Here is a 13621-nt window from a genome sequence, read left to right on the forward strand (position 1 = left end):
GGAACTGCTCGGTCGATCAGAGGGAGGTGTCTGGCGTAAGTCCGATGTCGTCGGGACGATACAGTCCGGGATCGCTGAGCGCAAAGACGTCGGGCGGCAGGTAGTCGCGGCGGCGATGATCGCGCTCAAAGGCCTGTTGGTAGGCTTCGATGCGGGCGACTAGCTCGCGTCCAGCGCCCAGCTCGTAGAGGCGCCGAAGTAAAAAGTTCTGCTGGTCGGGGTCGCCGGCGGCAAAATAGGCCTTCATTAAAAAAGCGATCTCTTCGGGCGAAGCCTGCAGCTCATGCTCTTCGAGGTCTCGGCCCTCGACCCGGGCTCGAGCTCGCACCACGCGGCGCTGGAAGCTGGTGGCCAGCAGGAGCATCTCCGGGGGGGCCTCGGGGATTTCGCTGGCCATTTTGGCATAGGTGTAGGCCTCTTCCATATCGGCCAGGTGCTCTTCGGGGGGGCGCTCGTAGGTATGGCCGATGTGATTGGCGGCGATGGCCCGGGCGAACTCCCACTCGTCGGGGAAGGTCTTCAGGCCGCGCTGGAGGATGACGTTTGCCTGGGCGATGTCGTCGGGTGTGACGCTGGGCGTGGAGAGCGTGCGGGCGGCGTTATGCCAGGTGTAGACCGGCTGAAAGCGTGGATCGAGATCGATGATTGTGTGGGCGAAGTCGGTGGCTTCGCTTGCGCTGCGCCGGCTGAGGTAGCGACTGGCGCCGTACTGAATGGCGTTGACCCAGATAAGGTCGGCGGCAGCGGCCCGGTGGTTGAGTGAGGCGACCGCGATGGTGGAAGCCGGCGGGAGCACGTAGCTCGCGGAGTGGGTGACCCGTCGAGTGGTGCTCTCGAGGGTGAGCGTCAGACCGAGATGCAAGAAGGCGAGGAGTGTCAGGACCAGAGCAGAGAGCCCGAGTGCTCGTCGAATTGGGGGGGAAAGGCGAGGCATGAGCGGAGGCCGGCGAAGGAGCAAAATAAAGAGAGCCACAGCTCCTTAAAGGAGCTGTGGCTCTCAGTCTAGCCTACATCAGGTCCAACGAGACATCTTAAAGGAACTCGTTGAGGGTGTAGGGGGGGAAGCAGGTGGCGCCCAGGTTGGTGCCATCTTCGATGTCGGCTTCGCAGTCCAGGATGACGGCGTGCGAGTCGGTGATGGCTTCGGTGCAGGTGGTGGTCGCAGCGGCGGTGCCCGTGAAGTCGTGGCAGGCGGCGACCTGGAAGGTCGCGGCGCCGCCGGTGCCGGTGCTCTGAATGTGGTAGCCGAAGTAGGTGGGCTCTTCGAGGACCAGATTCAGCTTATGCAGCGCCGCGGTGTTGAGGGCGGCGGAGTTGTCGGTATCCGGGACACCTTTGGCACCACCGACCGGGAAGTTGACGTGGGTCGTGAAGCTGCCAGCGTCGCCGCCGGGGAAGACCTTGTCCGTAAGCGGCACGGGCATGCCCGGGCGCTCCGCGCGAGCGGTGACTGCACCCGACACGTCAGCGAGGTGCCAGGGCTGGTCGCCGGTAGGAGGCGAGAAGACCTGGTCCCCTTCGAAGTAGCCTTTGGCCGCACCGGAGACGTTGGAGAGGATGTTGGAAGCCTCAGCCGTCTTGGAGCGGTTGATGTACTTGATGAAGGCCGGGATGGCCAGGGCGGCGAGGATACCGATGATCGCGACGACGATCATCAGCTCAACGAGGGTGAAGCCTTTTTTGTTGGTGCGGAGTTTCATCAACATGGTCGCTCCTTCGTAGCGTGGGGTTGGGGGTGCTGCTTGATGACGACACCAGGGTAGAGCAAGGACCCTGCCACTGCTTCACAAAAAGTAAAATAAAGTTCAGAAATCGCGTTTCTGCCCGTCAGCCGTGGCGATCCCGGAGGGGGATGTGCGGGAGGGTGGCGAGGCGATGCGGGCGGGCAGGGGCGGGGGGTGACGCTCTACGGCAGTCGGGGTGACAAAAATTGTCACCCCGGTTGGGTGCTTCAGGGGAGGATCTCGATGGGTTCGGGCATGTCGTTGGCAAAGAAGACCATCAGGGCGTCGTTGCCCAGCTCGGATTGGGTGACGAGCACGCCAAACCAGGGAGCGTTCTCGGCGCCGGCGCCGGTCGGGGTGACGCCGGCCGGGCAGATGGTGCAGGCGCCGCCGACGTTGGCTTCCACTTCGATGGTGACGCCGTGGCCGACGGTGGAGCTAAACTCCAGCAGGTTGGTCCATTCGGGGCGCTGGGCTTCGGCGAGCGAGGCCGAGTACATCGTCGTCGGCTCGTAGTAGCGGTTGTTGCGCGCGCGGAACTGCTCCTGCCCGCGGGCGATGTCCATGGCGTACTGTTTGAGCTGGGTGACTTTGCCTTTTTGAATGTATTTGCTGTAGCTCATGCCGCCCAGGGCAGCGAGCACCCCGACGATGGCCACAACGATCATCAACTCGACCAGAGTCATGCCGCGGCGATCGACGCGGGCGGCAGCGGGCAACAGGGAGGCGATGCGTAGAGCGAGCGTGTTCATGGGGGTCTCTCCTCGGTAGGGCGGGAAGTGGCGAATCAGTCGTCGTTAAGGCCGTACTTGTCCAGGCGGTAGCGCAGCGCCCGGAAGCTGATGTTGAGCAGGCGAGCGGCTTCGGTCTTGACGCCGCCGGCGCGTTCCAGGGCGCGGGTGATGAGGTTGCGCTCGAGTTCTTCGACGAGCTTTTCCAGGTCGACGCCGGCCTCGGGGACCTCGATCTCGCGGGCGACCCGGGAAAAGTTCTCCTCCTGGAGGTGGTAGGGGAGGCTCTCGGTGGAGACCAGGGAGCCGGTCTCCAGGGTGACGGCGCGCTCCATGATGTTTTGCAGCTCGCGCACGTTGCCCGGGTAGTCGTAGGTGGTGAGGATGCGCAGGGCGGGGGCGTCGATGCCCTCGATGGGGTTGCCGATCTCGGTGGCGTAGCGCTGCAGGAAGTGTTCCAGCAGGAGCTGCACATCGGAGCTGCGCTCACGAAGGGGGGGAACCTCAATGGGGATGACGCTGAGGCGGTAGTAGAGGTCTTCGCGAAAGCGTCCCTGGCGCACTTCGTCTCGGAGGTCGCGGTTGGTGGCAGCGACGATGCGGCAGTGAACGGGAAGCTCGCGGGATTCACCGACCGGGCGCACCTTTCGCTCCTGCAGAACGCGCAGCAGTTTGACCTGCACCGAGGGGGGGAGCTCGCCGATCTCATCGAGGAAGACGGTGCCCTGGCCGGCGGCGACGAAGAGCCCCTCTTTATCGGCCATGGCGCCGGTGAAGGCGCCTTTTCGGTGCCCGAAGAGTTCGCTTTCGATGAGATTTTCGGGGATGGCGCCGCAGTTGATGGGCAAAAAGGGCCCCTCGGCGTGCGCGCTGTGGGTGTGGATGGCCCGGGCGACGAGTTCTTTGCCCGTGCCCGATTCTCCGTGAATGAGCACGGTGGTGCGGGTGGGGGCGACGCGGGCGATCATCTGGAAGACGCGCTGCATGGCCGGAGAGCGGCCGATGAGCTCGCCCATGCCCTGGCGGTGGTCGAGGGCGTCGCGCAGGTAGAGGTTTTCGCTCAGAAGCAAGAACTTCTCGAGCGCGCGGTTCACGGCCGCGCGGGCCTGATCGAGCTTGAAGGGTTTTGTGATGTAGTCGTAGGCGCCCAGCTTGATGGCGGAGAGGGCGGTCTCGGCGGTGGCGTAGGCGGTCATCACGATGACCTGGCAGGCCGGCTGGTCGCGTTTGACGGCCTCGAGCACATCCAGGCCGCCGATGCCGGGCATCTTCAGGTCGGTCATCACCAGCTTGAAGCGCTCCCCGGCTTTCAGGCGTGCCAGTGCGTCTTCGCCGGTGGAAGCGACTTCGACGAGGTGGCCATCTTTGCGCAGCATGACCCCTAAGAACTCGCGCATGCTGCGCTCATCGTCGACCACAAGCACCGCGAGATCGGGGCGTGGCGAGGTGTCTGGTGTGGGATCGCTCATCGTAGAAGAGGTCCATTTTGTAAAAGTTCGAAGCGAAGCTGGCTCTAGGATGCCTCTTCCGCCGGCTCAGGGGAAGAGGCCGCGGGAGTGGGAGGCAGATCCTCGGCGGCAAGAGCCGGGAGCAGGAGCTCGAAGCGGGCGCCCTTCAGGTGTGCGGGGGGCTCCACCGCGATGCGGCCTTCGTGGGCTTCGGCCAGGCGAAAGTTCGTGGCCAAGCCAAGTCCGGTGCCCGTTTCTTTGGTGGTGAAAAAGGGATCGAAGATGCGTTCGCGCAGCTCGGGGGCGACGCCGGGACCGTTGTCTTCGACCGCGAAGCGCCAGGCGGGGGCGTTGCGAAGTCGGGCCGGGGAGAGCTCCAGGCGCAGGATGCGTTCGCCTTCTGGGAGGTTGGAGATGGCGTCGCCGGCGTTGATCAGCAGGTTCCAGACGATCTGGCGCAGGGCCTCGGCATCGATGGGCGCGAGCATCTGAGGATGGGCGGGATCGAAGTCCCGGATGAGGGAGAGGCGATCGCGTTCTGCCTGGGGGCAGTAGAGTTGCAGGAGTTCTTCGATGAGGGCGCGCAGATCGCGAGTCTCGGTACGCAGGGGGCGCGGCTGACTGTAGGCCAGAAAGTCAGTGATCAGCGCGTTGAGGCGGTCGACCTCCCGCAGGACGATGTCCATCAGGACTTGATTCTCCTGATCGATGGTCTCATCGGTCCGGAGCATCTCGACCGAACCGCTGATTGCGGCCAGGGGGTTGCGGATTTCGTGGGCGATGGCCGCGGAGAGTTGGCCGATGGCGGCCAGTCGCTCGGAGCGTTTCATTTGCGCTTCGAGTTTTCGGATCTCGCTTAAGTCCTGGAAGATGATGATCTTTCCCACCTCGTCAGACTCGGAGTTTCGCAGGGGAGAGATCGAGAACCCCAGGTGGAGTACGCGGCCATCGGGGCGGGTGAAGGGGCCTTCTAAGCGGGGGTTTTGGGAGGCGTCCGAGCGAAGCGCAGCGCTGGCCAGGCCGGGGAAGAGCTCGCGGAGCGAGCGTCCGAGCACCCGGGAGGCGGGCCAGGCGGTGATCTCTTCGGCGGCGCGGTTGATAAAGATCACGCGTCCGTCAGGCGCAATGGTCAGCAGCCCGCTGGAGAGGCTGGCGAGGATATGTTCGTTGAGTGCGCGAAGTTCTTGAAGATCGACGTGGCGTCGCGCGAGTTCTTCGGTGGCCTCTCCCAGGCGCCCGGCCAGGTGGCCGGCGAGCAGCGCGATCATGATGCCGCCCACGCTGTTGATGATGACCTCGTAGGCCAGCGTGCTCCAGGGCTGCGGGGAGAAGGGCGAGGGGAGGATGGGGTGGGGCAGGACTCCGGCGGTGATCAGCGCCAGGTATCCCAGGGAGATCACGGTCACCAGCGAGGCTACCAGCGCACCGGCGCGCCCTAGAACGATCGCGGCGTTGATGGTCGTCAGGTGAAAGAAGAAGAGAAAGAGGCTCTCAAACCCGCCGGAGACCAGTGCCAGGATGGCGGTGACCGCCAGATCTCCGGCGATCTGAGCCCAGGCCAGCCGCTGGGTGCGCGTTTGACGTCGCAGGGCCAGGGCATGGGCGATGGTGAGCAGGTAGGTGCCGACGATCAGCCCGAGCAGCGTCAGGTTGCGGGGCTCGGAGACGCTGGCGAAGGTGCGGACATCCAGGGCGACCGCGCTGCCCAGAAAGATGGTGACCAGGACCACCCGAAAGACCAGTAGGCCTTTGAGGCGGTCGCGCTGTCGGTCGCGCGATAACAACATAAGGAGAGGAGGGTCGCTTTAAGCGGGCTCAGGCGGAGATATTACCGGCCATTTCGAAGATCGGCAGGTACATGGAGATGAGCATCCCGCCGACGATGCCGCCCAGGCCGACCATCATGATGGGCTCAATCAGCGCGGTCATGCTCTCAACGGCCACGTCGACCTCGTCTTCGTAGAAGTCGGCGATCTTGTTGAGCATGGTATCGAGGGCGCCGGTGGCTTCACCGACGCCGATCATCTGCACGACCATTTTGGGGAAGATGCCGGTTTCCATCAGCGGGTCGACCATGTTCTGGCCTTCGCTGATGCGCTCGCGCACATAGTAGATGGCCTTCTGGATGGTCATGTTGCCGGCGGTCTTGGCCACGATATCCAGGCTGTCGACGATGGGCACGCCGGAGGAGACCATGGTGCCCAGGGTGCGGGTGAAGCGGGCCACGGCAGATTTTTGGAGGAGGTCGCCGATGACGGGGACTTTAAGCGCGACATCGTCGATGATGGCCCGGGTGGGCTTGTAATTCATCAGGGTGGAGACGGTGAAGCCAATGGCGACCATGCCGCCGGCGATGTAGAGGAAGTTGCCCTGGACGAACTCCGAGAGCGCCATCACAAAACGGGTCGGCGCCGGAAGTTGGGCACCGCCGCCCATATCGGCGAACATCGCGGCGAAGGTCGGGATGATCTTGTAGAGCATGCCGATGACGATCACGATCGCGATGACGATGACGATGGTCGGGTAGGTGAAGGCCCCTTTAATGCGCCGGCGCAGTTTCTGGGACTTCTCAATCTGCATCGCCAGGCGGTTCATGACGGCATCAAGGATACCGGCGACCTCGCCGGCGGCGACCAGGCTGACGTAGAGGTTGTCAAAGGCGCCCGGGTGCTTGGCCATGGCATCGGAGAGGGTGGACCCGGATTCGATGTCTTTGCGGATGTCGCCGATGATGCGCTGGAAGCCCTTATGAGGCTCGTTGCTGCCCAGGAGTTCCAGGCATTGCACCAGGGGAAGCCCGGCATCGATCATGGTGGCGAACTGCCGGGTGAAGATCACCAGGTTGTCATTGGGGACGCGGCTGCCGCCTTTGAAGCTGAAGCTCTTGGTGGCCTTCTTCTTTACCCTGGAGACATTGATCTCTTGCTGACGAAGCCGCTGCTCCACCTCTTCGGCGTTGCTGGCGTTCATCTGACCCTTGCGGGCCTCGCCGGAGCGGTTGGTTCCTTCCCAGACAAAGACAGGCATTGCTCACCTCAGACGCATATGAAGGGGCGGGCGGCACCCCAGGCCCCCCCGGGGAGGGGGGCGGAGGATCAGGTGTATCGAATGGACGAGCTTCGGTTGCGGGGGCCGGAGCCCTTGCCGGAGCTTCCCGGGCCGCCGCCTTGCTCGAGCATGGTGCGAAGTTCTTCGGGATCGTTGGAGCGGGCCAGGCCGTCTTCCACTGTGATCTGCCGGTCGCGGATAAGCAAGAAAAGAGACTGATTCATCGTCTGCATAAAGCTGCGCGACTGTCCGACCTGCATGGAGCTGTAGATCTGGTGAATCTTGTCTTCGCGGATCAGGTTGCGGATGGCCGGGGTGGGCACGAGCACCTCGGTGGCCAGCGCGCGTCCACGTCCGGAGGCATGGGGGATGAGCTGCTGGCTGATGATGCCTTCGAGCACGAAGGAGAGCTGCGCGCGAATCTGGGACTGCTGGTGGGCCGGGAAGACGTCGATGATGCGGTTGATGGTCTGCACGCAACCGTTGGTGTGCAGCGTGCCCAGCGCCAGGTGGCCGGTCTCGCTGATGGTGAGGGCGGCTTCGATCGTTTCGAGGTCGCGGAGCTCGCCGATGAGCACCACGTCGGGGTCCTGGCGCAGGACGTAGCGCAGAGCGCTCTTGAATCCGCCGGTGTCGGCGCCAACTTCACGCTGGTTGACCAGGCAGTTTTTGTGCGGGTGGAGGTACTCGATCGGGTCTTCGATCGTGAGGATGTGCATGCGCTTCTCGACGTTGATCTTGTCGATAAGCGCGGCCAGCGAGGTGGACTTTCCGCTGCCGGTGGGTCCGGTAACCAGCACCAGCCCGCGGGGTTTTTCGGCAAAGGAGCCGATGACCGGGGGAAGGCCCAGCTCTTTGAAGCTCAGGATCTCAAAGGGGATCTTGCGGAAGACGCCGGCCACCGCGCCGCGCTGCATGAAGACGTTTCCACGAAAGCGGCTCAGGCCTTTGACGCCAAAGGAGAGGTCGAGCTCGTTATCGGTTTCAAAGGCCTGCTTCTGCTTGTCGGTGAGCACGCTGTAGCAGAGCTGACGGGTCTCGGTTGGCGAGAGCCGGGAGGTCTTTAATGGGACCAGCGAACCGTCGATGCGCAGCTGGGGCGGAGCACCCACGGTGATATGAAGATCGCTGGCGTTTTTATCGACCATGATCTTGAGCAGCTGATGCAGATTAGCCATAGAGCTCTCGGAACAGAGGAGGGGAAACCAGTCATTGGGAAGGGTAGCCGGGCCGGGGCGGCCCGGCTACCGGAGCATTCAGGTTCAGCGGTCCGGGGCGCTGTTGCGCACGACCTCTTCGGGGGTGGTCACGCCTTCGAACATTTTGAGGATGCCGGCTCGGCGCAGGGTGTTCATCCCCAGGCGAATGGCTTCGGCTTTGAGTTCGGCGGTGGAGTAGCCCTGGAGGATGTAGTCCTTGATGGCGTCGTTCATCCCCAGGACCTCGTAGAGCGCGACGCGGCCGCGATACCCGGTGTCGCCACACGCGGAGCAGCCCTTGCCGTGGTAGACCGGTCGATCCAGCCACTCTTCGGGGACCTCCATCTCAATGAGAGTCTCCCGCGGGACGTTGTAGACCTCTTTGCAGTCGGGGCAGATGCGTCGTGCCAGGCGCTGAGCAACGACCACGTTGAGTGAGGCGGTGACCAGGAAGGGCTCAATGCCCATGTTGAGCAGGCGGCTGATGGTGCTGGGAGCGTCGTTGGTGTGCAGCGTGCTCAGCACCATGTGACCGGTAAGCGCGGCTTTGATGGCGATTTCGGCCGTTTCAAAGTCGCGGATCTCGCCGACCATGATGATGTCGGGGTCCTGACGCAAAAAGGAGCGCAGGGCGGCGGCGAAGTTCAGGCCGATCGATTCGTGCATCTGGCACTGGTTGATGCCGGCCAGGTTGAACTCCACCGGATCTTCGGCCGTGGAGATGTTTTCGCTGGTTTTGTTCAGGTCGCTGAGCGCGGAGTACAGCGTGGTGGTCTTCCCCGAACCGGTGGGGCCGGTGACCAGGCACATGCCGTAGGGGCGGTGAATGGCGTCGAGGAAGGTTTTGAGGGCGCCGGGGTCAAAGCCCAGCTTGGTCATGTCGAGCTGGAGGTTGGACTGATCGAGCAGACGCAGGACGACCTTCTCGCCAAAGAGCGTGGGGAGGACGCTGACGCGGAAGTCCATCTCTTTGTTACGTCCCATCTTCAGCTTGATGCGACCATCCTGGGGCAGGCGCCGCTCGGCGATATCCAGGTTGCTCATGATCTTGAGACGGGAGGTGATGGCGTTTTTGAGTTTGAGCGGCGGCCGCATCACTTCCTGGAGCACGCCATCGACGCGGAAGCGTACCCGGAACTCCTTTTCGTAGGGCTCGATGTGAATGTCGCTGGCGCCGCGTTTGATGGCATCGACCAGGATGTGGTTGACCAGGCGGATGACCGGGGCGTCTTCACTGGCGCGGGCCAGATCGTTGATGTCGGCGGCGTCCTCTTCGTCGACGTAGTCCACATCGTCGAGATCGAGTTCGCCGAGGATGGCGTCGTAGTCGACGCCGGCGCTGTCATCGCCGCCGTAGTAGCGGTAGATGGCCTGCTCAATGGCGGACTCACTGGCGACGACCACCTCGATGTTGTAGCCGGTCATGAACTTCAGGTCGTCGATGGCGTAGATGTTCGACGGGTCGGCCATGGCGACCACCAGGGTGGCGCCGCTGCGGTTGATCGGCAGGCATTGGTGGCGCACCGCGACTTCTTTGCGGATGAGCTCAATGATGGGGGCAGGGACCTCAATCTCGGCCAGGCTGACCGAGGGCACCCCGAAGTGTCGGCTCAGAAAGGAGGTGAGTTCGCCTTCTTCGACAAAGCCCAGGCGAGTGAGCTCGTAGCCCAGGCGGCTGCCATCGCGTCGCGAGCGATCCTGGGCCTGCTTGAGTTGGGATGGCGAGACGAGGTTCTCGCGGACGAGCAGCTCTCCGATACGTTCTTTGGACATGTGTCTTTGCCGTGCAGAGGGGGGTCTACCACCATCGGGGGGGGCAGCGGTGGCCTGCTGCCCGAATCGATCGCTGGTGCGCAAGACCCGGGGTATGAGGTCGGGCGATTGTCGTACGCCGGATTGTGGGAAGCAAATTCTCCGGAGGAGGGTACCAAGGAGGTCAAAATACTGTCAATTTGGCCAGCGAGCTTGCGTGGTTGGCGATGGTGAACACGATCGGCCGGGCGCCGCGCCGCGCAATTGAGATGCTAACACGAAGTGACGCGGGGGCCGACCCCGTGCGATGCCATGGTGATGATGTGACCAGCAAGGGTGCTTTGGAGGCGGTGGTTGAGCTCAAAGGGCTGACCAAGCGTTATGGTGAGTTAAAGGCGGTGGATGATGTGAGTCTGGCCATTGAGCCTGGCGAGATTTTTGCGTTGCTGGGGCCCAACGGGGCGGGCAAAACCACGATGATCGGGTGCGTGACCGGGATGATCACCGGATTTGAAGGCCGAGCGGCGGTGGCCGGGCTGGATGTGGTGGAGAATTACCGGGTCACCCGACGCATGGTGGGGCTGGTGCCCCAGGAGTTGAATTGGGACGCGTTTTTTACGGTGCGGCAGGTCTTGGAGTTTCAGGCTGGCTACTTCGGGGTCAAGCCCACCCGTGGTGAGATCGACGCGCTTCTGGACCAGTTCTCGTTGCTGGAGAAGGCCGATGCGAACACCCGTTGGCTTTCGGGAGGGATGAAGCGCCGGCTGATGATCTGCAAGGCGCTGATGCATGACCCGGTGGTCCTCTTCCTGGACGAGCCCACCGCCGGGGTGGATGTGGAGCTGCGCGATGAGCTCTGGGGGTATGTGGAGGCGTTGCGCGAGCGGGGGACCACGATCGTGCTGACCACGCACTACCTGGAGGAGGCCGAGAAGTTGGCCGACCGGGTGGGGATCATCAATCAGGGGAGGTTGTTAAGGGTAGATGATCGGGAGGCCTTGCTGGAGGCCTTCGGCCGCCGCCACGTCTCGGTGACCCTCTCGGAGATTCCCTCGCCCCAGGTGCTTGAGGCGCTGGGCCCGCATCAGGTGGAGGTAGAGGGGCGCACGCTCACCCTGAGTTACGGGCAGACCGAGGGTGACGAGGGGGGAGAGGTGGACTTCTTTCTGCGCGCGATCGTGGGGGCCGGCGCCCGGGTTGAGTCGGTGGAAGGAGGACGTAGTTCGCTGGAGACGATCTTCAGGGAGGTGCTCCACGGCGACCTCGCACAGAAGGAGGCGATGCGATGAGGACGTCGGAGGAGACACGCGCGAAAGCCCGAGAAGCCGCACTGGCCAAGATCGCGCGCTCCCGGGAGGTTGCCCGGGAGAAGCAGTACCTGGGGGTGTGGACGCTCTTTTATAAGGAGATTCTGCGCTTCTGGACGATCGCCGGGCAGACCGTGATCAGCCCGGTGATCACCACGATGCTCTACTTTCTGGTCTTCGGGTATTCGCTGGGCGATCGCCTGCAGGAGATTCAGGGGGTGCCTTATATGGACTTTCTGGTGCCGGGGCTGGTGATGTTGGCGCTGATTACCAACGCATATATCAACTCGGCGTTCAGTCTGTTTATCACCAAGGTGCACGGCACGATTGTCGATCTCCTGGTCACGCCGCTGACCTACGTGCAGTTTTTGAGTGCGTATGTGGCCGCGGCGGTGGTGCGGGCGATGCTCATCGGCACGATCATCTGGCTGGTCGCCTGGTTGATGGGGGCCTCTCCTTTTTACTCGGTGCCGATTGCGTTGGCCTTTATGATGTTGACCTCAACGGCCTTTGCGTTTGGCGGCGTCGTGGTGGCGATCCTGGCCGAGGATTTTGACCATATTAACCTCTTTCCGAGCTTCTTGATCACGCCGCTGACCTTTTTAGGCGGGGTGTTTTACTCGATCGGGATGTTGCCCGACTTCTGGCGTAGCGTGTCGCTCTTCAACCCGGTGCTCTACATGGTGAACGGGGTACGCTACGGGATGGTAGGCGTCTCGGATGTGCCGCTGTGGCAGGGGGCGCTGTTGCTGGTGGGGTTGAATGTGCTCTTCGGGGCGCTGGCGCTGTGGTTGCTCAAGACCGGCAAAAAGCTGCGCGACTGAGGGCGAAGAGGGGGGCATAAAAAAAGCGCGTCTCGAATGAGACGCGCTTTTTTTTGAGTAGCGGGGGCAGGATTCGAACCTGCGACCTTCGGGTTATGAGCCCGACGAGCTACCTGGCTGCTCCACCCCGCATCAAGGTCGATGCCCCGCGGCATCGACGACTAAATTGTAAAGTAGCGGGGGCAGGATTCGAACCTGCGACCTTCGGGTTATGAGCCCGACGAGCTACCTGGCTGCTCCACCCCGCAATAAGACTGACAAAGCATCTGTCAGTGTGCGTTTCGAGTAGCGGGGGCAGGATTCGAACCTGCGGCCTTCGGGTTATGAGCCCGACGAGCTACCTGGCTGCTCCACCCCGCAATAAGGCTGACAAAATGTCTGTCAGCGTGCGTTTTGAGTAGCGGGGGCAGGATTCGAACCTGCGACCTTCGGGTTATGAGCCCGACGAGCTACCTGGCTGCTCCACCCCGCATCAAGGTCGATGCCCCGCGGCATCGACGACTAAATTGTAAAGTAGCGGGGGCAGGATTCGAACCTGCGACCTTCGGGTTATGAGCCCGACGAGCTACCTGGCTGCTCCACCCCGCATCAATCGCGGCGGGCTGTGTTGCGCCGCTGCGTCTCAGGGAAGCGGAAGGTAGGGGGGGCGCCCGAAGGTGTCAAGGGGGTTCTAAGAACTTCTTAACAAAAGCGTTATTTCGAGCGATTTCGGCGCTTTTTCGCTCGATGATCGGGGAGAGCACCGCGATCGATGGCTTCGCGCTCTCGTTTCTGGGCGCGTTTGGAGAGTCGGGCGCGCTCGGGCATCACGGCTTCGACTTCTCCGTAGAGGTCGAGGACTTCGGCCTGGGTCAGGGAGCGGAAGGTGCCCGAGGCGATGCCATCGATGGTGAGCGGTCCGATGGAGATGCGGCGCAGCTTCATGACCGGTCGTTCGATGGCCTCGAGCATGCGGCGAATCTGGCGGTTTTTCCCCTCGCTGATCACGATCTCCAGCCAGGTGTTGCGGCCGTTGTCGCGAATCAGGCGGACTTGAGCCGGCGCGGTGACCTCGTCGGGGCCGATCTCCACGCCCTTGCGCAGCATCTCGAGCTCGGGGCTGGATTCGTTAAGCAGCCCGCGCACTTTGACGGCGTAGGTCTTGGGGACCTCGTGGGAGGGGTGGGTCAAAAGGTTGGTGAGCTTGCCGTCGTTGGTCATCAGCAAGAGGCCCTCAGAGTCCCAGTCCAGGCGTCCCACCGGCCAGATGCGGGGCATGCTCTCGGGGAGCAGGTCGACGACTACCGGGCGGCCCTCCGGATCGTTGAGCGAGGTGATGTAGTTGGTGGGTTTGTTGAGGAGCAGGTAGACGTAGCTCTCGGGCAGGCGGACGAGCGAGCCCTGGAACTCGACGGTGTCGCGAGCGGGGTCGATCTGGGTGCCGAGTTCTTTGCAGACTTTTCCGTTGATCTTGATGTGTCCGGCGAGCATGTGCTCCTCGGCCTTGCGCCGGGAGCAGACGCCGGCTTTGGAGAGGAACTTCTGGACGCGCATTTCCTGGGCCATGATAGGGATTCCGGTGTGGCAGGTCGTGTGAAACGAAGCGGTT

General features: G+C 62.9%; 11 protein-coding genes and 5 tRNA genes. 2 read left to right on the top strand and 14 right to left on the bottom strand.

Going from position 1 to position 13621, the window contains the following annotated elements:
- Positions 1–16: 16 nt before the first annotated feature.
- The 8 genes from DL240_RS07700 to pilB form a co-directional block, all read right to left on the bottom strand.
- Complete coding sequence (locus DL240_RS07700; RefSeq protein ID WP_146618171.1) at positions 17–934, bottom strand: hypothetical protein; 918 nt, start codon at positions 932–934, stop codon at positions 17–19.
- Between the two features lie 97 nt (positions 935–1031).
- Entirely contained in the window at positions 1032–1706 is a 675-nt protein-coding gene (locus DL240_RS20685) for a type IV pilin protein (RefSeq protein ID WP_283808353.1), read from the bottom strand.
- Between the two features lie 245 nt (positions 1707–1951).
- Positions 1952–2476, bottom strand: a complete 525-nt coding sequence (locus DL240_RS07710) for a type IV pilin protein (RefSeq protein ID WP_111729306.1) — start codon at positions 2474–2476, stop codon at positions 1952–1954.
- 35 nt (positions 2477–2511) lie between these two features.
- A complete protein-coding gene (locus DL240_RS07715) occupies positions 2512–3924 on the bottom strand; it encodes a sigma-54-dependent transcriptional regulator (protein WP_111729307.1) in 1413 nt (470 codons plus the stop codon).
- Between the two features lie 44 nt (positions 3925–3968).
- Entirely contained in the window at positions 3969–5690 is a 1722-nt protein-coding gene (locus DL240_RS07720) for a two-component system sensor histidine kinase NtrB (RefSeq protein ID WP_111729308.1), read from the bottom strand.
- A gap of 28 nt (positions 5691–5718) precedes the next feature.
- Positions 5719–6930 carry a type II secretion system F family protein gene (locus DL240_RS07725; RefSeq protein WP_111729309.1) on the bottom strand — a complete coding sequence of 404 codons (1212 nt, stop codon included), beginning with the start codon at positions 6928–6930 and terminating at the stop codon, positions 5719–5721.
- A 68-nt stretch (positions 6931–6998) separates the two neighbouring features.
- A complete protein-coding gene (locus DL240_RS07730) occupies positions 6999–8129 on the bottom strand; it encodes a type IV pilus twitching motility protein PilT (RefSeq protein ID WP_111729310.1) in 1131 nt (376 codons plus the stop codon).
- Positions 8130–8213: 84 nt separating this feature from the next.
- Positions 8214–9923 carry a type IV-A pilus assembly ATPase PilB gene (gene pilB, locus DL240_RS07735; protein WP_111729311.1) on the bottom strand — a complete coding sequence of 570 codons (1710 nt, stop codon included), beginning with the start codon at positions 9921–9923 and terminating at the stop codon, positions 8214–8216.
- A 302-nt stretch (positions 9924–10225) separates the two neighbouring features.
- Between pilB and DL240_RS07740 the strand changes: the two genes are divergently transcribed.
- A complete protein-coding gene (locus DL240_RS07740; RefSeq protein ID WP_199589766.1) occupies positions 10226–11191 on the top strand; it encodes an ABC transporter ATP-binding protein in 966 nt (321 codons plus the stop codon).
- Positions 11188–12033, top strand: a complete 846-nt coding sequence (locus tag DL240_RS07745; RefSeq protein ID WP_111729312.1) for an ABC transporter permease — start codon at positions 11188–11190, stop codon at positions 12031–12033. The genes DL240_RS07740 and DL240_RS07745 overlap by 4 nt, the downstream gene beginning before the upstream one ends.
- A 58-nt stretch (positions 12034–12091) precedes the next feature.
- Here DL240_RS07745 and DL240_RS07750 read toward each other — a convergent pair.
- The 6 genes from DL240_RS07750 to DL240_RS07775 form a co-directional block, all read right to left on the bottom strand.
- A tRNA-Met gene (locus DL240_RS07750) sits at positions 12092–12165 on the bottom strand.
- 42 nt (positions 12166–12207) lie between these two features.
- Positions 12208–12281, bottom strand: a tRNA-Met gene (locus DL240_RS07755).
- Between the two features lie 38 nt (positions 12282–12319).
- Positions 12320–12393, bottom strand: a tRNA-Met gene (locus DL240_RS07760).
- Between the two features lie 38 nt (positions 12394–12431).
- Positions 12432–12505, bottom strand: a tRNA-Met gene (locus tag DL240_RS07765).
- A gap of 42 nt (positions 12506–12547) precedes the next feature.
- Positions 12548–12621 (bottom strand) — tRNA-Met (locus DL240_RS07770).
- A gap of 105 nt (positions 12622–12726) precedes the next feature.
- Entirely contained in the window at positions 12727–13578 is an 852-nt protein-coding gene (locus DL240_RS07775; RefSeq protein ID WP_111729313.1) for a pseudouridine synthase, read from the bottom strand.
- Positions 13579–13621: the final 43 nt, after the last annotated feature.

Origin of the sequence: Lujinxingia litoralis (genome assembly GCF_003260125.1) — a bacterium.
Classification (GTDB): domain Bacteria; phylum Myxococcota_A; class Bradymonadia; order Bradymonadales; family Bradymonadaceae; genus Lujinxingia; species Lujinxingia litoralis.